This window comes from Paraburkholderia sp. UYCP14C (assembly GCF_004197395.1).
In the GTDB taxonomy this organism is placed as follows: domain Bacteria; phylum Pseudomonadota; class Gammaproteobacteria; order Burkholderiales; family Burkholderiaceae; genus Paraburkholderia.
Genome location: NZ_SELS01000051.1, coordinates 1 through 19,066 on the forward strand (window position 1 = coordinate 1; position 19,066 = coordinate 19,066).

General features: G+C 64.6%; 15 protein-coding genes. 13 read left to right on the forward strand and 2 right to left on the reverse strand.

Annotated elements, in window-relative coordinates; all coding sequences use genetic code 11:
* The first annotated feature begins 373 nt into the window (after positions 1–373).
* On the forward strand, positions 374–1,840 hold the full coding sequence (locus EVC45_RS32985) for an amino acid permease (RefSeq protein ID WP_129962358.1): 1,467 nt from the start codon (positions 374–376) through the stop codon (positions 1,838–1,840).
* Positions 1,841–1,928: 88 nt separating this feature from the next.
* On the opposite strand, the gene EVC45_RS32990 is transcribed toward EVC45_RS32985, so the two are convergent.
* Positions 1,929–2,906 carry a LysR family transcriptional regulator gene (locus tag EVC45_RS32990; RefSeq protein WP_129962359.1) on the reverse strand — a complete coding sequence of 326 codons (978 nt, stop codon included), beginning with the start codon at positions 2,904–2,906 and terminating at the stop codon, positions 1,929–1,931.
* Positions 2,907–3,010: 104 nt separating this feature from the next.
* Between EVC45_RS32990 and EVC45_RS32995 the strand changes: the two genes are divergently transcribed.
* From EVC45_RS32995 to EVC45_RS33030, 8 genes are all read left to right on the forward strand, one after another.
* Positions 3,011–4,030, forward strand: a complete 1,020-nt coding sequence (locus tag EVC45_RS32995) for an asparaginase (protein WP_129962360.1) — start codon at positions 3,011–3,013, stop codon at positions 4,028–4,030.
* A gap of 10 nt (positions 4,031–4,040) precedes the next feature.
* Positions 4,041–4,805 carry an amino acid ABC transporter ATP-binding protein gene (locus EVC45_RS33000; RefSeq protein WP_129962361.1) on the forward strand — a complete coding sequence of 255 codons (765 nt, stop codon included), beginning with the start codon at positions 4,041–4,043 and terminating at the stop codon, positions 4,803–4,805.
* 58 nt (positions 4,806–4,863) lie between these two features.
* Complete coding sequence (locus tag EVC45_RS33005; RefSeq protein ID WP_129962362.1) at positions 4,864–5,700, forward strand: glutamate ABC transporter substrate-binding protein; 837 nt, start codon at positions 4,864–4,866, stop codon at positions 5,698–5,700.
* A 30-nt stretch (positions 5,701–5,730) separates the two neighbouring features.
* On the forward strand, positions 5,731–6,384 hold the full coding sequence (locus EVC45_RS33010) for an amino acid ABC transporter permease (protein WP_129962363.1): 654 nt from the start codon (positions 5,731–5,733) through the stop codon (positions 6,382–6,384).
* Positions 6,381–7,277 (forward strand): amino acid ABC transporter permease, encoded by an 897-nt coding sequence (locus tag EVC45_RS33015; RefSeq protein WP_129962364.1) that lies wholly within the window; start codon positions 6,381–6,383, stop codon positions 7,275–7,277. The genes EVC45_RS33010 and EVC45_RS33015 overlap by 4 nt, the downstream gene beginning before the upstream one ends.
* A 448-nt stretch (positions 7,278–7,725) precedes the next feature.
* On the forward strand, positions 7,726–8,934 hold the full coding sequence (locus EVC45_RS33020) for an efflux RND transporter periplasmic adaptor subunit (protein WP_129962365.1): 1,209 nt from the start codon (positions 7,726–7,728) through the stop codon (positions 8,932–8,934).
* 11 nt (positions 8,935–8,945) lie between these two features.
* The gene (locus EVC45_RS33025; protein WP_129962366.1) at positions 8,946–12,143 is read left to right on the forward strand and encodes a multidrug efflux RND transporter permease subunit; all 3,198 of its coding nucleotides are present in this window, start codon (positions 8,946–8,948) and stop codon (positions 12,141–12,143) included.
* A complete protein-coding gene (locus tag EVC45_RS33030; protein WP_248295352.1) occupies positions 12,136–13,617 on the forward strand; it encodes an efflux transporter outer membrane subunit in 1,482 nt (493 codons plus the stop codon). The genes EVC45_RS33025 and EVC45_RS33030 overlap by 8 nt, the downstream gene beginning before the upstream one ends.
* Before the next feature lie 66 nt (positions 13,618–13,683).
* Here the strand turns inward: EVC45_RS33030 and EVC45_RS33035 are convergent, their stop codons facing one another.
* Complete coding sequence (locus EVC45_RS33035) at positions 13,684–15,102, reverse strand: trypsin-like peptidase domain-containing protein (protein WP_129962368.1); 1,419 nt, start codon at positions 15,100–15,102, stop codon at positions 13,684–13,686.
* Positions 15,103–15,432: 330 nt separating this feature from the next.
* On the opposite strand from EVC45_RS33035, the gene EVC45_RS33040 reads away from it, so the two are divergent.
* The 4 genes from EVC45_RS33040 to EVC45_RS33055 all read left to right on the forward strand — a co-directional run bounded on the left by EVC45_RS33040 (position 15,433) and on the right by EVC45_RS33055 (position 19,045).
* A complete protein-coding gene (locus tag EVC45_RS33040) occupies positions 15,433–15,954 on the forward strand; it encodes a 2,4'-dihydroxyacetophenone dioxygenase family protein (protein ID WP_129962369.1) in 522 nt (173 codons plus the stop codon).
* 105 nt (positions 15,955–16,059) lie between these two features.
* On the forward strand, positions 16,060–17,361 hold the full coding sequence (locus EVC45_RS33045; protein WP_129962370.1) for an MFS transporter: 1,302 nt from the start codon (positions 16,060–16,062) through the stop codon (positions 17,359–17,361).
* A 13-nt stretch (positions 17,362–17,374) separates the two neighbouring features.
* Positions 17,375–18,103, forward strand: a complete 729-nt coding sequence (locus EVC45_RS33050; protein ID WP_129962371.1) for an SDR family NAD(P)-dependent oxidoreductase — start codon at positions 17,375–17,377, stop codon at positions 18,101–18,103.
* 84 nt (positions 18,104–18,187) lie between these two features.
* Positions 18,188–19,045 (forward strand): IclR family transcriptional regulator, encoded by an 858-nt coding sequence (locus tag EVC45_RS33055; protein WP_129962372.1) that lies wholly within the window; start codon positions 18,188–18,190, stop codon positions 19,043–19,045.
* Positions 19,046–19,066 lie beyond the last annotated feature (21 nt).

Consider the following 19,066-nt stretch of genomic DNA (forward strand, 5'->3'; position numbering starts at 1 on the left):
GAAACATAAGAAAAAGCACAGCAAAACCCGACATTTCTATTTAGCTGGAGGCACGACATTTGAACTTAGCGGAGACAAGATTTGTCAGGGCTTTTTAGTAATGTCTGATTCTGGCTCATTAGAGATGTCCGATTCCTGCCCCTGAGGCGCGCGCCAGCCACGGCTTCGCCCAACCGCCCCAACGAAGCAAGCGGATTTCACTTTGCTTTTAATCCGGCATAGACTGAATTCAGACTTTTTCCGTTAGACGCTTTCTCCACATTTGCCGTGACCGTTGCCGTGCGCGGCGTCGGACGTTTTTGTCGTGCTCCACGAGCCGATGGCAGCCGAACCGGTTCGTGCCTAATCAACACTGAAAAAGGGACGACTGATCATGGCCTCTACCGGTTACATGGCACGCAAAAGCGTCGCTGATATCGTCGCCAGCGCCGACGCCGAAGAAGGCCGGCACCTGTCGAAAACGCTGGGCGCGACGAGTATCACCGCGATGGGCATCGGCGCGATCATCGGCGCCGGCATCTTCGTGTTGACGGGGACCGCCGCCGCGCAGTTCGCGGGACCGGCCATCACACTGTCGTTCGTGCTGGGCGGCATCGCGTGCGCGTTCGTCGGCCTGTGTTATTCGGAGCTCGCGGCGATGCTGCCCGTGTGCGGCAGCAGCTATACGTACACGTATGCGACGCTCGGCGAGATCTTCGCGTGGATCATCGGCTGGGACCTGATCCTCGAGTACGCGATGGGCGCGGCGACCGTCGCGGTCGGCTGGTCCGGCTATATCGTGAGCCTGTTGCGCAACGTCGGCATCGATATTCCACCTAGCCTCGCCGCCGCGCCCGGCACCGTCGTCAAACTGGCCGATGGCTCGACGGTCACCGGCGTCATCAACCTCCCAGCGGTGCTGATCATCGCGATCCTGACCATCCTGCTCGTGTTGGGCACGAAGGAATCCGCGCGCCTGAACAACGTGATGGTCGCGATCAAGCTGACCGTGGTGGTCGCGTTCATCGCCATCGGGATGTTTTTCGTCAAGCCGGAACACTGGCATCCGTTCATTCCCGCCAATACCGGCCAGTTCGGCAGTTTCGGCATGAGCGGCATCCTGCGCGGTTCGGCCGTGGTGTTCTTCGCCTTCATCGGTTTCGATGCGGTGTCGACCGCCGCCCAGGAAGCGCGACAGCCACAACGCGACATGCCGATCGGCATTCTCGGCTCGCTGATCATCTGCACGGTGCTGTACATCCTCGTCGCCGCCGTGCTGACCGGCCTCGTTCCCTTTTCCGATCTGAACGTTCCTGATCCGATCGCGAAGGGCGTCGACGCGATCGGGCTCACCTGGTTCGCGATCCTGATCAAGATCGGCGCGTTGACGGGGCTGACCACCGTGATACTCGTGCTGCTCTATGGACAAAGCCGCATCTTCTTCACGATGTCGCAAGACGGCCTGATGCCGCAGTTCTTCGCGAATGTTCACCCGCGTCTGCAGACACCTTATCTGAGCCAGATCCTGATCGGCACCGTCGTCGCAATCGTCGCCGCGCTGACACCAATCGGCGTGCTCGGCGAGATGGTCAGCATCGGCACGCTGTTCGCGTTCGTCCTCGTGTGCGGCGCGGTGATCTATCTGCGGCGCAGCGACTCCGAGGCGACCCGCCCGTTCCGGGCGCCCGGCGTGCCGGTCGTACCGGTGCTGGGCATTCTGTTCTGCCTGCTGCTGATGGTCGGCTTGCCGCTCGTCACGTGGCTGCGGCTCGTCGTGTGGCTCGTGATCGGCATGACGATTTATCTGTCGTACGGCCGCAATCATTCGGTATTGCGACATCCGGAGCGGCGCAAGGGGTGAATGACCAGGGCCAGGCGTTCGAACGATCTCGGCGCCCAGCTCTGTCTTGTCACTCTTGCGGCATTGATCGTCCGTCGAGCTATTCCGTTCAAACCGCATCCGCCAGACTCGGCACCAGACTCCGGTCGGGCAACTCTCCAATCCCCTTCAAACGCTGCGCCATGAATTCGCGCAGCACACGCACCTTCGTCGAGAAACGCCGGTTCGGCAGATAGGCCATATAGATCTGCCGCCCGGTCAGCGCGTTCTCCAGCCGATAGTCGGGAAGCACGACTTCGAGCTCGCCGCTCACCAGCAGATCGCGAATCAGCCAGATCTCGAACTCGGCGATCCCTAGCCCCGCGCGCGTCGTTTCGAGCAGCAGTTCCGAGTGATCGGACTGCAGATTGCCCGAAGGCAGAATCGACTGCACGCCCTGCCCGTTCGTCAGATGCCAGCGCGGATCGCCCTCCGGATGCAGATAGCGCAGGCAGTTGTGCTGCGCCAGATCGGCCGGCGTGCGCGGCCGGCCGCGTCGCGCCAGATAGGAAGGCGCCGCGCACAGGATGCTGTCGTTGCGCGACAGCGGCTGGACGATCAGGTTGTCCAGATAGTTTTCGCCCTCGTGGATGTCGAGATCGAAGCCGCCCATCACCATGTCGTTGTGGTTGTCGGTCAAGCGCAGATCGAGCTGTACGGCCGGATAAAGCTCGAGAAACGGCGCCACGAGCGGCGCCAGATAGCGTCGCCCGAACCCGACCGGCGCGGTCAGCTTCAGCGGGCCGCTCGGCGCCGAATCGAGCTCCGTGACCACGCGCAGCGTGTCGTCGAGGTCGGCGATCATCGACACCGCGCGTGCGTGATACAGGCTGCCGGCTTCGGTCAGCGCGACGTGATGCGTGGAGCGATGCAGCAGCGTCACGCCCAGCATCGCTTCCAGCGCGGTGATCTTGCGCGCGATCGTCGAGGTGGCCACCTTCAGCTCGCGCGCGGCGGCCGAAAAACTCCCGAGTTCGACGATCCGCACGAGCGCGCGCATCGCGCTCAGATGGTCGAGACCGGCTTCCTTGACATTTTTTGAGGGCATCTTTGCGTTGCGTCCAATGCAAAACCATTTTCGAAAATACGTCTAAATGCTTTTTTTGCAATAATTAAACTCGGCCTTGTCTGATCCAATTCAAAACGAATGCAATGACCCTCCCCTCGCACGTCCCGCTCGTCGTCGCCACCCGTAACGCTCATGTCGAGCGGATTCACTGGGGTTCGGTGGCGGTGGTCGATGCCTCCGGCGCGTTGCTGGCCCATGCGGGCGACCCGCACGCATGGGTGTTTTCCCGCTCGACGCTGAAGCCCTTCCAGGCGCTGCCCTTCGTGCGCGACGGCGGCCCGGAGCATTTCGGCTTTACCGACGCCGAACTCGCGCTGACCTGCGCGAGCCACGGCGGCGAGGACATTCACGTCGACGCGGTCACCGCGATGCTTGGCAAGATCGGCTTGACCGAGTCCGATCTGCGTTGTGGCGTCCACATGCCCGACTGCTACGGCGAGGACAATCTGCCGCCGCGCGGCAGCGTGTTCGACCAGCGTCACCACAACTGCTCGGGCAAGCACGCGGGCTTTCTCGGCTACTGCTGCATGCACGGTTACGCACGCGCCAGCTACCTCGAACACGAGCACGAGTTGCAGCAGGAGATCGGCCGCGAAGTCGCCCGGCTGGCCGACGTGCCCGCGTCCGAACTGTGGTTCGGCATCGACGGCTGCAGCGCGCCGAACCTCGGCATGCCGCTGTCGCGGCTCGCGATGATGTGGGCCAAGCTCGCCACCGGCGCATCGGGCGCAGGCGCCAGCAGCGATGCGGCGCTCTCGCGCATCTTCGCGGCCATGGCCGCGCATCCGAAGATGGTGTCGGGCACCGGCCGCTGCGATCTCGCGCTCGCCAACGCATCGAACGGCGACTGGGTCGCGAAAGTCGGCGCCGACGGCGTGCACACGGTCGGCGTGCGCAGCAAGGGTATCGGCGTCGCGGTGAAGATGGCCGATGGCGACTTCAATGCGGTCTACGCCACCACGATCGCGGTGCTTCGACAGCTCGACCTGCCGCTCGAAACCGAAGGCACGCCGCTCGCGAAATGGGCCGACCCGACGCTGCGCAACGTGCGCGGCACGGCGGTCGGGCAACTGAAGGCCACCGTGCAACTGTCATGGGCGTGAAGCGATGGGCATGAACGATAGCGCGCAGCTCAGCCAGCCCGCGGCGCTCGTCTCGCTGCGCGGCGTGAACAAGTCGTTCGGGGCGCAGCAGGTGCTGTTCGACGTCGATCTCGACGTCGCTCCCGGCGAAGTGGTGGTCGTGATCGGGCCGTCGGGTTCGGGCAAGTCGACGCTGTGCCGCTGTATCAACCGCCTGGAGACGATCGACTCCGGCGAGATCCTGCTCGCCGGCGAACGTCTGCCCGAAGAAGGCCGCGCGCTGGCCGCGATGCGCGCGCAGATCGGCATGGTGTTCCAGTCTTTCAATCTGTTCTCGCATCGCACGGTGCTGCAGAACGTCGCGATGGGGCCGCGCAAGGTGCTGCGCCAGTCGCGCGATGAAGCCGAGGCGCTGGCGCGCCGTCTGCTCGCGCGCGTCGGTCTCGCGCACAAGGCCGATGCGGTGCCCGCGGAGTTGTCCGGCGGTCAGCAACAGCGCGTCGCCCTCGCCCGTGCGCTCGCGATGCAGCCGAAGGTCATGCTGTTCGATGAACCGACGTCCGCGCTCGATCCCGAGATGGTCAGCGAGGTGCTCGCGGTCATGCTCGAACTCGCGCAAAGCGGCATGACGATGGTCGTCGTCACGCATGAGATGGGCTTCGCTCGCCAGGCGGCGGACCGCATCGTCTTCATGGATGGCGGGCGCATCGTCGAGATTGCCGAGCCCGAAGCATTTTTTAGCGCGCCTCGCTCGGAGCGGGCGCGCGATTTTCTCTCCAGGATCCTGGAGCACTGATTCTTATCGATAGACCCGGCAGGGCCACCCTGCCACGTATAACAGAGGAGATACCACCATGCGTTTGAAATCGATTGCAGTGCTCGCTTCGTGCGTCGCCGGCACCTTCTTCGCGGCGCTCGCGCCGGCCCATGCGGAAACCTTCCCGGCCGATTCGACGATGGCGAAGATCCAGAAGAAAGGCAAGCTCGTGGTGGGCACGTCGCTCAATACGCTGATGTTCTCGGTGCGCAATCCGATGACGGGCCAGACCGAGGGCTTCGAAGGCGACCTCGCGCGTCTGCTCGCGAAGAAGCTGACCGGCTCCGAGGACAACGTCGAATGGGTGAAGACCACCACCGAGAACCGTCTGCCGTTCGTGCAGAACGGCCGCGTCGACGTGGTGATCGCGACGCTTACGATCAACGACGCGCGCAAGAAAGTGATCGGTTTCGCGGGTCCGTACTATGTGGCCGGACAGGACATTCTGACGAAGCGCGCCGACACGTCGATCCATAGCGTGAGCGATCTGAACGGCAAGACCGCCTGCGTGCTGAACGGCACGACCGTCGAAGACAACGTGAAGAAGCTCGCGCCGCAGACGAAGTTCGTCACCTTCAACGACACGGCCGCGTGCGTCGAGGGTGTCGCCGACGGCCGCTTCGATGCGTACGTCGACGACGGCGCGACGCTCGCGGGCGAATCGCTGCGTCAGCCGAACAAGTTCCGCATCGTCGGCAAGCCGTTCACGCAGGAGCCGTACGGCATGGGCGTCGCGAAGGACGACGCGGCGTTCCGGCAATGGATCGACACGCAACTCGAGCAGTCGATCAAGGACGGCACGTGGACCAAGCTGTACGCGAAGAACCTCGAAGGCACGCTCGGCAAGCCGCAGGTGCCGACGATCGAGCGTTGATCTGTTTCTGATTGCCGAGCCGCTGCCCGCATGGACTTTCTGCTTCCCCTGCTGCCGTTCACGTGGCGCTTCATCGAGGCGATGGGCGTCACGATCGAGCTGACCGCGCTGTCGTTCACGATGGCGTTCGTGCTCGGTATCGCGCTGACCGTGATGGCCGTGTGCCCGCTCACGCCGCTACGCTGGTTCGCCGCGACGTACGTCGAAATCATGCGCATGACGCCGCTGCTCGCGCTGCTTCTGCTGTTCGTGTTCGGCTTGCCGAAGCTCGGCTTCATGTACTCGCTGACCACGTCGTCGGTGCTGGTGCTGGGCTTCTACACCGCGGCGTGGGTCGCCGAGGTGCTGAGGGCCGGGGTCAATGCGGTACCGGCCGGTCAGGTCGAGGCAGCGCGCAGCATCGGCATGCGTTTCGGCCAGGTGCTCGGGAACGTGGTGATTCCGCAGGCGATGCGCACCGTGATTCCGCCGCTCGGCAATCTGTTCGTCAATCAGATCAAGGCATCGTCGATCGCGGCGGCGATCGGCGTGTTCGACATTACTTACACTGCGCAGCGCATCAACTTCGAAACCGCGCAGGCGGTGCCGACTTTCGCGGCTGCGATGGTCGCGTACATGGCGCTGACGATTCCTCTCGGTCTGATGATGCGCCGGCTCGAACGGAAACTGGCGGTGGCGCGATGAATCGTACGCCTACCCTTTACGAACCGGCGGGACCGCTCGGCCGCAAGCGGCAACGGATCTTTTCGCTGGTGAGCGCGCTGGCGGTGTTCGGCCTGCTGGTCGCGATCGGCATGCGCCTGAAAACGAGCGGGCAGTTCGACGCCGACAAGTGGGCGATCTTCCTGCATTGGGGCACCGCGAAGTTTCTGTTCGACGGGCTCGTATCGACGATCATGGCGGCCGCCTGCTCGGCGCTCGCCGCGTTCGCGCTGGCGCTGCCGCTTGCGCTGGGGCGGCTGTCGAACCGTGCATGGATCGCCCGGCTCGCGGGTGCGTACATCGAGTTTTTCCGCGCGATTCCGCTTCTGCTGCTGATCCTGTTCATGGTGATCGAGCTGCCCGCGCTCGGTTTCGACTGGCCGGCGCTCGGCTTCCTCGTGTTCGCGATGGCGCTGCATCACTCCGCGCTGACAGCCGAGGTGGTGCGCGCGGGCATCCTGTCGTTGCCGCGCGGCCAGCGCGAGGCGGCGCTCGCGCTCGGCATGCGGCCTGCGCAGGCGATGCTGCATGTGGTTCTACCGCAGGCTCTGCGCAGCATGTTGCCGGCGCTGATCAGTTCGTTGCTTGCGATCGTGCAGGACACGTCGCTCGGCTATGTGATTCCCTATGACGAGTTGTTGCATCGCTCGCAGGACGTGTCGAGCTATGCGCCGCAGTCGCTGCTGCAGGCGGCGTTTATCGTGACGATGATGTATGGCGTCGTCAGCGCGGTGCTGCTTTATCTGAAGCGATGGGTGGTGCGGCGTCAGCGGCGGGCTCAGGCACGCAGTACGGCGAAGCGCGGTAGCGCCGGTTCAGCCGATGTCGCCGAGGATGTGGCGGGCTCGATTGCGGCGGTGAGTTCGCGGGAATGAGCGCGGGAGTGTTGCTCATTGCAATTTGATGCCCGCTGAATTGATCGTGGCACCTGTGCTCGGCAATATCTGCGGCTCTCTTTATGTTCCTCGTGTGCGTCTTTCACAAATAATTGTGAACTCGAACAGACTGAATCGATGTCGAGGAATGCGCATCACCGGAAGCGCATTTCAATTGAAATATAAAAAGAACCTCTATCGTTCCCTGTCTGCGACCTGACAGCCTGCGGCTTCTCCCGCTGGATACGCTGCTCATTGCGAGTCCATTCCATTCGCGGCAACCAAGAATAAATTGACAAGTCATCCAGACCCGGTAGGATCAACGGAAATCTTTTCCGCGCATTAACGCGCGCCGCACACGTTCCGAATAGTTAATTCGACCGCAAACCGTTAAAACCGTCACCGATCTCACGCGCAAAAAAGACTGCCTTGATCAAAGGAGTTTCTCTTGCTTTGCTCCGCATTCCGCCTGCGTAGTCGTGCCGTATCGCTTCTGATCACCGGTTTGCCGCTTCTGCTCGCCGCCTGCAACGACCGGCAGCAGACTCCCACCGCCGCGTCGATGCCGCCGGTTCCCGTGCTTGTCGAAACGGTTTCCACCATCCCTGTCGCCGATGTCGTCGAGTTGCCGGGCCGCATCGAGGCGGTGCGCACCGCCGAGATTCGCGCGCGCGTCGATGGCATCGTCGAGCGCACGCTCTATCAGGAAGGCACGGACCTGCCGGCCAACGCCCCGCTCTTTCAGATCGACGCGAGCGATTATCGCGCGCAGTTGCAGCAGGCGCAGGCCGCGCTCACGCGTGCGACCGCCGTGCGCGACAACGCGGCGTCGGTGGTGGAGCGGTTCAAGCCGCTCGTCGGTCGTCATGCGGTCAGCGCGCAGGAATACGACGCCGCGCTCGCGACGATGCAGCAGGCGCAGGCCAATGTCTCCGATGCGCAAGCCGCGGTTTCGCTCGCACAACTGCGGCTCGATCGCTGCATCGTGCGCACGCCGATCGCCGGGCGCGCGGGCCGCGCGCTCGTCACCGAAGGCGCGCTCGTCAGCGCGGGCGCGGCGACGCTGCTCACGCAGGTCAATCAGCTGACGCCGATCAACGCGGTGTTCACGCAGTCGAATACCGCGATGCTCGACGTCGAGCAGCAAATCCAGTCGGGCGCGCGCAAGCCGACCAGCATGAAGCACGTCGAGGTGCAGCTGATCCTCTCGAACGGCCAGGTCTATAACGAACGCGGCTTTCTGGACTTTGCCGATCTCGTCGTCGATCCGTCCACCGGCACGCAGACGGTGCGCGCGCAGTTCGCGAATCCGGACCGCACGCTTTTGCCGGGGCAGTTCGTCCGTGGGCGCATCAGCGCGGCGGGCACGCTGCAGGGCATCCGCATTCCCGAGCGCGCGGTGCAGCTCGATAACGGCATCGCGAGTGTCGCGCTGGTTGCCGACGACGGCACCGTGGTCCGGCGCAACGTCGATCTCGGCGAACAGGGCGAAGGACGCTGGACCGTGCGCGACGGTTTGAAGCCGGGCGAGCGGCTGATCGTCGATGGCTGGCAGAAAGTGCAGCCGGGTCAGCATGTCGACGCGCGGCCCGCGCCCGATGCGTCCCCGGCGGCGCAGTCGGCCGTGTCAGCGGCGCCCGCTTCGACCGCGCACTGACGGGCTCGCCGATGAATCGATTCTTCGTCGCCCGGCCGGTTTTCGCGTGGGTCATCGCCCTTTTCATCGTGCTGTTCGGCGCGATCGCGCTCGCGCTGTTGCCGGTCGAACAGTACCCCGACGTGGCCCCGCCGTCGCTCAGCATCACCGCCGCGTTCAGCGGCGCCGACGCGAGCACGCTCGAGCGTACCGTCACGTCGATCGTCGAAGACGAGATGAACGGCATCGAGAATTTCCTGTACATGTCGTCGGTGAGCCGCTCGAACGGCACGATGCAGATCACCGTGGTGCTGAAGCCCAGCACCAATCTCGACATCGCGCGCACCCAGGTGCAGGACCGACTGAGCCGCGTCGAGCCGCGCCTGCCGCTCGAAGTCCGGCAGGTCGGCGTGCGCGTCACGAAGGCTTCGTCGGGCTTTCTGATGCTGCTTGCGCTGCAGGCGACCGACGGCACCACCAGCGCCGTCGCGATGGGCAACTTCGCGTCGAACAACATCGCCAACGAGCTGCGCCGGATCGACGGCGTCGGTGACGTGCAGCTGTTCGGCTCGTCGTACGCGATGCGGATCTGGATCGATCCGCGCAAGCTCGTGGGCTTCGGGCTGTCGGCGAGCGAGGTGCTGCAGGCGATCCAGGAGCAGAACAGCCAGACCGCGGGTGGCGGCCTCGGCGATCAGCCGATCGCGCCGGGCTCCGAATTCACCGCGCAGATCGTCACGCAAAGCCGCTTCACGACGCCCGAGCAGTTCCGCGAAATCATCGTGCGCGCGAATCCGGATGGCTCGACCGTGCGCGTGGGCGACGTCGCGCGCGTCGAACTCGGCAACGACAGCTATGGCAACCGGTTGAGCGTCAACGGCAAGGCGTCGGCCGGCATTGCGATCCAGCTCGCGAGCGGCGCGAACGCGCTCGCGGTCGCCAACGCGGTGCGCCAGCGCATGACCGAATTGCAACCGATCTTCCCGCGCGGCGTCACGTGGACCGTGCCGTTCGACACCACGCCGTTCATCACGACCTCGGTGCATGGCGTGATCCGCACGATGATCGAGGCGCTGCTGCTCGTGACCGTCGTCGTGTTCCTGTTCCTGCAGGACTGGCGCGCAACCGTGATTCCGACGATCGTGGTGCCGATCGCGCTGATCGGCACCTGCGCGGGGCTCTATCTGTTCGGGCTGTCGATCAACATTCTGTCCTTGTTCGGCATGGTGGTCGCGATCGGTATCCTCAACGACGACGCGATCGTCGTCGTCGAGAACGTCGCGCGCATCATGCGCGAGGAAGGGCTCGGCGCGCCGCGCGCAACGGTGAAGGCGATCGGGCAGATTTCGGGCGCGGCGATCGCGAGTACGCTGGTGCTCGTCGCGGTGTTCATTCCGATGGCGTTTTTTCCGGGCTCGACGGGCGGCATCTACCGGCAGTTCTCGGTCACGCTCGCGGTGTCGATCCTGCTGTCGACGCTGCTGGCGCTGACACTCGGCGCGGCGTTGTGCTCGGCGCTGTTGCGTAGCGAGAAGGCCGCCAGCGAGCGGTCGAAGAACCCGGCGTCACGGATGCTGCATCGCGTGTTCGACGGCTTCAATCGCGGACTCGACTCGGGCACCACGCGCTATATCGGCGGCGTCGATGCGATGTTGCGCTCACCGTTGCGCTGGCTGCTGATGTTCGTCGCGGCCTGCGCGATCACCGCGTTTTTCTTCACGCGGCTGCCGACCGGCTTTCTGCCGACCGAAGACCAGGGGCATATCTTCATCACGTATACCGGCCCGCCGGGTTCGACCGACCAGCGCACGCAGCACGCGATCGACCAGGTCGAGGCGTTCTTGCGCACGCAACCGCAGGTGCGCAACGTCGCGTCGGTGACGGGCTTCAGCTTCTTCGGCCAGGGGCAGTCGGCGGCGCTGTCGTTCGTCGATCTGAAGCCGTGGGACGAGCGTTCGGGCGAGGCCAATTCGGCAAGCGCGCTGGTGCGTCGCGCGAATGCCGCGTTCCGGCAGATTCCCGAGGCGATCATTTTTGCGCTCGACCCGCCGCCGATTCCGTCGCTCGGCACTGCGACCGGCTTCACGATGAAGATCCAGGATCGCAGCGGCGTCGGCGGCGAAGCGTTGCAACAGGCCGCGCGGCGCATGATGATCGAGGCGGCGCAAAGCCCTCTTCTCGCCGGCGTGCGCGCCGAGGGGATGCCGGAGGCGCCGCAACTGTATGTGGAGATCGACCGCGTGAAGGCACGCGCGCTCGGTCTGCAGATCGGCCAGGTCAACCAGGCGCTGGCGCTGACGTTCGGTTCGAACTACGTGAACGACTTCGTGTTCGAGGGCAACGTGCTGCGCGTGCTGCTGCAGGCGGACGCCGAGCAACGCATGCGCGCCGAGGACGTGAGCGCGCTGCGCTTGCGCAACAACCGCGGCGAGATGGTGCCGTTCTCGGCGTTCTCGCACGTGCGCTGGATTTCCGGTCCGCAGCAGCTCGAACGCTATAACGGTTTTCCGTCCGCGACATTGTCGGGCCAGGCCGCGCCCGGCCGTTCGAGCGGCGCGGCGATCGCCGAGATGGAGCGCATCGCGTCGCACGTGTTGACCGGCAACCTGACCTACGAATGGACCGGCACCGCGTTCGAGGAAAAGCAGGCGAGCGGCCAGATCGGCATGCTGCTCGGGTTGTCGCTGGTGGTCGTGTTCCTGCTGCTCGCGGCGCTGTACGAGAGCTGGGCGATTCCGGTCGCGGTGCTGCTGATCATCCCGTTCGGCGTGATCGGCGCGGTGGTGCTGACGATGCTGCGTGGACTGTCCGCGGACGTGTACTTCAACATCGGCCTCGTGACGATCATCGGCCTTGCCGCGAAGAACGCGATTCTGATCGTCGAGTTCGCGATCAAGGAGGAATCCGAAGGGAAGGACGCGCTGGCCGCCGCGAAAAACGGCGCGCAACAACGTCTGCGCCCTATTCTGATGACGAGCGTCACGTTCGTGCTGGGCATGCTGCCGCTCGTGCTCGCGACCGGCGCGGGCGCGGCGAGCCGGCGGGCGGTCGGCACCGGCGTGATGGGCAGCATGCTGACCGCGACGATGTTCGGCATCTTCTTTACGCCGCTGTTTTATGTCGCCGCGCGCCGCTGGCTAAGCCGCAAGAAGCGCAGCATCGATCTCGACGATGACGATCTGCCGACGGCCGCGCCGCGCGAATTGGGTGGAGGGCAGCGCGATGCATGAGAGCTTTCATAAGCGCCTGCTGCTGCCCCTGCTCTGCTGCTCGCTCGCGGCCTGCAACTTTGCGCCCAAGTATCAGCAGCCTTCACTGCCGATCGCGGATCACTTCGACATGACGGAGTCCGCCAATCCGGCCACCGCGCATGTAGCAAGCGAAGTCGACTGGCAGACCTTCTTCGCCGATCCGCAACTGAAGCTGCTGATCGAGGCGGCACTCGAGCACAACCGCGATCTCGCCGCGTCGATCGCGCGCATCGAACAGGCGCGCGCGTTCTATCGCATCCAGAATGCCGCGCGACTGCCGCAGGTCAATGCGAACGGGAGCGCGACCCGCACCAAGGCGCCGCTCGGATCGTTCGATCCCGAGTTCGACAACACCGACATCTCGGTCCAGTTCAACCAGTACAACGTGCAGGCCGCGGTGACGTCGTTCGAGCTCGACTTCTGGGGGCGCGTGCGCAACACCAGCGAAGCGGCGCGGCGCCGGTATCTGGCCACCGTCGACGCACAGCACGCGTTCCGTTTGTCGCTGATCGGCAATGTCGCGTCGAACTACTACGCGATCCGCTCCGGCGAGGAAGGCATCGAGCTTGCGCAACGGACGCTCGACAGCCGCCGCTACGCGCTCGACGTCGCGAAGATGCGGCTCGATGCGGGTGTCACGTCGATGGTCGACTACGACCAGGCCGCCATTCTCGTCACGCAGGCGCAGACGCAGCTGGCGGAGTTGCAACGGACCACCGCGCAGCAGCGCAATCTGCTCGACGTGCTCATCGGCGGGCCGCTCAGCGAGCCGCTACCGCATGCGCCGCCGATCGCCGACGCCGCGCAGTTCGGCGAGCTCGATGCGGGCTTGCCCTCCGCGTTGCTGATCGACCGGCCGGACATCCAGCAGGCCGAGCAGCAGCTGCGCGCGGCCAATGCCGACATCGGCGCCGCGCGCGCGGACTTTTTCCCCCGGATCGCGCTGACCGGCAGCTTCGGTTATGTGTCGCCGGAACTCGGTGATCTGTTCGTGCCGGCCAAGCAGGCGTGGTCGTTCGGCGCGCTGGTCGGCATGCCGATCTTCGATGCGGGCCAGCGCCAGGCACAACTGGCGCAGGCGCGCGCGCGGCGCGACGAACTGGTCGCCGATTACCAGCGCACGGTGCAGAACGCGTTTCGTGAGGTGTCCGACGCGCTGGTCGCACGGCAACGCTACAAGGAGCAGATCGCGGCGCAGGAACAGGCGGTGCAGGCGCAGCGGCAACTCGCCGAAACGGCGCAGTTGCGCTACGAAAATGGGATCTCGATCTATCTCGAGGTGGTGGATGCGCGACGCAATCAGTTTGCCGCCGAGCAGCAGCTGATCCAGCTTCGGGCGACGGCGCTGCAAAATGGGGTATCGCTTTACGTCGCGCTGGGCGGCGGACCCGACGAGCCACAGAACGTATCGCAAAGCACGTCTCACGCGGATGGGGCCCAACCGTCCAACTGAGGCACGAGCGCTGCATCAGCGCCGTGCCCGCCGCCGGCATTGCACCGGCGGATTCAACTCAACTCATCAGCCAAGCGTCACTTCGACCGACGCTTCCGCACCGTCGCGCACCACGGTGACCGACACGCTGTCGTCCGCCTGAGCGATCATGCGGCGCAGCTGCTCGACGCCGTGAATCACCTTGCCGTCGACGGCAACGATGATGTCGCCGGCCTGAATGCCGGCTTCCGCGGCCGGACCGGTGGCCTGCTGCACCACCACGCCGCCCGGCAGTTGCGCTTGCTGCTGTTCGTCCTGGCTCAGCGGACGCACGGCGACGCCGAGACGCGGACGGTTTTGCTGCTGCGGCTGTTCCTGCTGCTCTTCGCGCGGCGCGGCCGACGCCAGCTCCGACGCTTGCTGCGCGCCCACCGTCACCGACAGCTTGCGTTCGCCGCCGTTGCGCCACACGCTGATCGTCGCCGCGCTGCCCGGCGACAGTTGCGCGACCTGACCGACCAGTTCGGTGGCGTTGCCGATATGCTTGCCGTTCACGCCGACGATCACGTCGCCCTGTTGCAGACCTGCCGCGTGTGCGGGGCCATTCGGATCGACCGAGCCGACCAGTGCGCCGCCCGTCGAGTCGAGGCCGAGCGCCTTCGCCTTGTCGGCGCTGAGCGGCTGTACGCCCACGCCGATGCGGCCGCGGGTCACGTGACCGGTGCTCACGAGCTGGTCTTTCACATGCATGGCCGCGTCGATCGGGATCGCGAACGACAGGCCCTGGAAGCCGCCGGTGCGCGAGTAGATCATCGAGTTGATGCCGATCACTTCGCCGTTCAGGTTGAACAGCGGACCGCCGGAGTTGCCCGGATTGACCGGCACGTCGGTCTGGATGAACGGGATCGGGCTATCGTCGGACATGGAACGCGATTTCGCGCTGATGATGCCCGAGGTCACCGTGCTGTCGAAGCCGTACGGCGAGCCGATCGCAACGACCCATTCGCCGACTTTGCTGCTGTCCGGGTTGCCGATCTTCACGGTCGGCAGATTGGTCGCGTCGATCTTGACGACGGCGACGTCGGTAGCCTTGTCCTTGCCGACCACGCGGGCATGGAACTCGCGGCCGTCGGTGAGCTTGACGCTCACGCTGGTCGCGCCGTCGACGACGTGATTGTTGGTCAGGATGTACCCGTCCTGGCTGATGATGAAGCCCGAGCCGAGCGCTTCGCCGCCGCTCTTGCGTTGACCGTTCTCGTCGACCGACGCGGCTTCTTTCACGCCGATATGCACGACCGCCGGGCCATAGCGCGACACGATGCCGGAGCAGTCCGGTGCCGACGAGCGCGAGCCGACGATATCCGCCACCGTGTGCAGCGAGGACGTCGCGCCCGGCGCGTTGCTCACGGACGCATCGGCATTGCGATGGCTCAGTGCATACCCGCCGCCAAAAGCGAGTACGACGCAAAGCGCAGCGCTACCGCTCCAGTATTTTTTCGTGGTCATAGTCAAGGGGATGTTGCCGAAAATTTCGAGATGGATGCGTAATGTAGTGGCCTCCACTTAAAGCACGCTTAAAGATGGTGTTCGATCAAAATGCGCGCGCAAGCCCTGTTTTAGGGGCTTTTTGCATGTCACGCGCTTTTTGTGAGACAGCGGCACGTGCATCTTTCGCGCGACGTGAGAACGAGTGGGGACGTCGCTTGATGGTGCCCGACCAGTAATTTCCCCAGGATTGACCCCGCCGAAACCGGTTCCGATAATAGCCATATCGTGGACTTCGAATCCACAATGTGGACATTGTTTCGTCCGGCACACTTCGCGAGGAATTTCCCCATGCCAGAGGCCACTCAATCCGACCTGACGCCGTACCAGCTACCGTTCCCGAAGGAAGCGCAAAAGGAAATCGTCGTGCCCTTCGCGATTCCGACCGACGAACGCGTGTGGGTCCCGCAGGCCGAAAACGTGTCGTTCCGCCCGCTGTGCCTGAATGCGTCGCAGGGCTACTGGATGAATCTGCTGCGCGTGCGCCGCTCCGGCGTGTTGAGCCGGCATCGTCATCCGCAGGGCGTGCACGGCATGGTGCTCAAGGGCCACTGGCGCTATCTGGAGCATGACTGGGTCGCGACCGAAGGCAGCTACGTGTACGAGCCGCCGGGTGAAACGCATACGCTGTACGTGCCCGAGGACGTCGAGGAAATGATCACGTACTTCCAGGTCAACGGCGTGATGTTCTATTGCGATCCTTACGGCAACTACACCGGCTACGAAGACGTGTTCACGAAGATCGACATGTGCCGCAAGCACTACGCGGCGGTCGGCCTCGGTGAAGACTACGTCGATCAGTTCATCCGGTAAACAACGCGTAAGCCCCCAATAGAACCAGCATCCACGACACCGCAATACCGAGAGGCATCGCAACACCATTCCCACACAGCAGAACACATTGCGCAGGAGACGAACATGCTTCAGAAGTCGCAGCGTCTGAAACGTATCCAGGTGGTCGCCGTCGCCTTCCTGACGGTGGCGGGCATCGTCAATTATCTCGACCGCAGCACGTTGTCGATCGCGAATCATCTGATCAGCGACGAACTGCATCTGTCCGCTTCGCAGATGGGGCTGCTGCTGTCCGCGTTCTCATTGTCGTACGCGTTTGCGCAGTTGCCGGTCGGCGCCCTGCTCGATCGTTTCGGTTCGCGCGTGATGCTCGGTCTCGGCATGCTCGTGTGGTCGATCGCTCAGGTCGCGGGCGGCTTCATCCAGACGCTCAATCACTTTCTGAGCGCGCGCGTCGTGCTCGGCATCGCCGAGGCGCCGCTGTTTCCGGCCGGCGCGAAAGTCGTCAGCGAATGGTTCGCAGTGCGCGAGCGCGGCACGCCGATCGGCACGTTCATCTCGTCATCCACCATCGCGCCGATGATCGCACCGCCGCTGCTCACGGTGCTGATGCTTTCCTTCGGATGGCGAACGATGTTCGTGATCATGGGCGTGGTCGGCATTCTCGTCGCGCTCGGATGGTACGTCGTCTATCGCAATCGCAGCGAAATCGCGCTGACCGAAGAAGAAACCGCGCATCTGAACGAAGGCGCGACCACTCAGGAGAGCCCGCAGGGACTGAGCTGGTCCGAATGGGGCGCGCTGTTCAAGCTGCGTAACACGTGGGGCATGATCTTCGGCTTCATGGGCGTGATCTACATGGTGTGGCTCTATCTGACCTGGCTGCCCGGCTATCTGGAGCGCGAGCGTCATCTGAGCATCGCGCACACCGGCTGGGTCGTCGCGATTCCGTATGTGTTCGGCACGATCGGCATGGCGAGCAGCGGCGTGATCGCCGACTATCTGTTGAAGCGCGGCATGGCGCCGATCCGCAGCCGCAAGTGGCCGCTGTGCGTCGGTCTCGTCGGAGCGGCCGCTTTCACGGTGCCGGCCGCGTATACGCCGAGTACGACGATGGCGGTCGTCTACGTATCGCTCGCGATGCTGTTCGTGAACCTCTCCAGCGGCAGCGCATGGGCGCTCGTCAGCGTCGCCGCGCCGCGCCATCTGGTGGCCTCGCTCGGCAGCATGCAGAACTTCGGCGGCTATCTGGGCGGCTCGTTCGCGCCCGTGATCACCGGCATCGTCGTCGATCAGACGCATTCATTCGTCAACGCGCTGCTGATCAGCGCAGCGGTCGCGTTCGCGGCGGCGCTCGTCTATCTGTTCGTCGTCAAGGAAGTGGCGCCCGCGCCGCTCCCGAGTTCGATCGAGACCCAACCCACCTGACGCGGCTTCTCACATGACATTCCAGAACCAGCTACTCGAAGGCAAGACCGCGCTCGTGACCGGCGGCTTGTCCGGCATCGGCGCGGCGATCGCCAATGCGCTCGCGCAACTTGGAGCCCACACGGTGGCGGCCGGTTTGCCGCTGCCCGAAGGCGCGCCCGACTCACTCGCTCGCGAGATCCCGCGCGTCACGCTCGATGTGCGCTCGGGCGACGCGATAACCGCCGCGGTGAACGCGTTCGAGCGTCTCGACATCGTGGTCAACTGCGCGGGCGTGATCAGCCGCGTCGAAGAACATCGGCTCGACGTGTTCGAACGCGTGATGGATATCAATCTGAACGGCACGATGCGCGTGTGCGCGGCCGCGCGTGAATTGCTGAAGGCGTCGGCGGGCTGCATCGTGAATACGGCGTCGATGCTGAGTTTTTTCGGCGGCGGCCTGGTGCCCGCGTATAGCGCAAGCAAGGGCGCGGTTGCGCAGTTGACGAAGTCGCTCGCGATCGCCTATGCGGCCGACGGCGTTCGCGTCAATGCGATCGCGCCGGGCTGGATCGCAACGCCGCTCACGCAGGCGTTGCAGGACGACGACGGCCGCTCGCAGGCGATCCTCGAACGTACCCCGCTGCGCCGCTGGGGCACGCCGGAAGAAGTCGCGCAGGTCGCGGTGTTTCTGTGCACGCCGGCGGCGTCGTTCATGACGGGTGCGATCGTGCCCGTCGACGGCGGGTATCTGGTCGCGTGATCGAGTCGTTGCGTTAAGCGCATCGCGCTCGTTTGACGCCATCGATAAAGGCATAATTGCGTACCCCTGCCCTGCCTCCATGTGATGTCGAGTTCCGCTTCCAAACCCTCTTCTCGCGTTCGCGCTGCCGACCACGCCACTGCCGGCCACGCCGAAAGCAAAGCCGACGCGAAGGCCGTCGCCGGTGCCGCCGCATTCTCGAAGTTCATCGCGGTGCTGCAACTGATCGCCGACGCGCAAACGCCGCCCAACGTCGCCAAACTGAGCGCGGCGAGCGGCTATCCGCGCCCGACCGTGCATCGCATCGTCGCCGCGTTGCAGGCGGAAGGGCTGATCATCGCGAGCGGCAGTGGCAACACCTTCGGCCTCGGACCGCGCCTGATCAATCTCGCGAGCCATAGCTGGGAGCGCTCGGACCTGCGGCTCGCCGCCGTCGATGCGTTGATGACGTTGCGCGATATCACATCGGAGACGATCCATCTCGCGGTGCCGAGCCAGGGCGAGATGGTCTACATCGAGAAACTCGAAAGCCCGCATGCGGTGCGCATGGCCTCGCGCATCGGCACGCGGGTGTCGCTGACGTCGAGTTCGGTCGGCAAGGCGTATCTGGCGACACTTACCGTGGCCGAGCGCGAGGCGCTACTGAAGAACGCGCCACTCGAACGCTTCACCGAGCACACGTTGACCGACCTCGACGCGGTGCGCCGGGAGATCGATGCGACCGCGCAACGCGGCTACGCGGAAGATCGCGAGGAGAACGAAGTATCGATCTGCTGCTACGGCGCCGCGATTCGCGGCCCGGACGGCCATGCGGCCGGCTGCGTGAGCATCAGCATGCCGACCTTCCGCCGTCGCGACGATGTGCAAGCCACTTACATCGAGCCGCTGCTGGCGGCATGCCGCACAATCGCGGCCCGGCTGGGGCCGGCGAGCGGCAGATAGCCGACGATAGTGCGGCCGCGG

What these genes read in the sequence shown, in the direction of transcription:
- EVC45_RS32990 (WP_129962359.1), bottom strand. Translation starts at nt 2,906, where the DNA reads ATGCCCTCAAAAAATGTCAAGGAAGCCGGTCTCGACCATCTGAGCGCG.
- EVC45_RS33025 (WP_129962366.1), top strand. Translation starts at nt 8,946, where the DNA reads ATGAATCGATTCTTCGTCGCCCGGCCGGTTTTCGCGTGGGTCATCGCC.
- EVC45_RS33005 (WP_129962362.1), top strand. Translation starts at nt 4,864, where the DNA reads ATGCGTTTGAAATCGATTGCAGTGCTCGCTTCGTGCGTCGCCGGCACC.
- EVC45_RS32985 (WP_129962358.1), top strand. Translation starts at nt 374, where the DNA reads ATGGCCTCTACCGGTTACATGGCACGCAAAAGCGTCGCTGATATCGTC.
- EVC45_RS33035 (WP_129962368.1), bottom strand. Translation starts at nt 15,102, where the DNA reads ATGACCACGAAAAAATACTGGAGCGGTAGCGCTGCGCTTTGCGTCGTA.
- EVC45_RS32995 (WP_129962360.1), top strand. Translation starts at nt 3,011, where the DNA reads ATGACCCTCCCCTCGCACGTCCCGCTCGTCGTCGCCACCCGTAACGCT.
- EVC45_RS33000 (WP_129962361.1), top strand. Translation starts at nt 4,041, where the DNA reads ATGAACGATAGCGCGCAGCTCAGCCAGCCCGCGGCGCTCGTCTCGCTG.
- EVC45_RS33055 (WP_129962372.1), top strand. Translation starts at nt 18,188, where the DNA reads ATGTCGAGTTCCGCTTCCAAACCCTCTTCTCGCGTTCGCGCTGCCGAC.
- EVC45_RS33050 (WP_129962371.1), top strand. Translation starts at nt 17,375, where the DNA reads ATGACATTCCAGAACCAGCTACTCGAAGGCAAGACCGCGCTCGTGACC.
- EVC45_RS33045 (WP_129962370.1), top strand. Translation starts at nt 16,060, where the DNA reads ATGCTTCAGAAGTCGCAGCGTCTGAAACGTATCCAGGTGGTCGCCGTC.
- EVC45_RS33015 (WP_129962364.1), top strand. Translation starts at nt 6,381, where the DNA reads ATGAATCGTACGCCTACCCTTTACGAACCGGCGGGACCGCTCGGCCGC.
- EVC45_RS33030 (WP_248295352.1), top strand. Translation starts at nt 12,136, where the DNA reads ATGCATGAGAGCTTTCATAAGCGCCTGCTGCTGCCCCTGCTCTGCTGC.
- EVC45_RS33010 (WP_129962363.1), top strand. Translation starts at nt 5,731, where the DNA reads ATGGACTTTCTGCTTCCCCTGCTGCCGTTCACGTGGCGCTTCATCGAG.
- EVC45_RS33040 (WP_129962369.1), top strand. Translation starts at nt 15,433, where the DNA reads ATGCCAGAGGCCACTCAATCCGACCTGACGCCGTACCAGCTACCGTTC.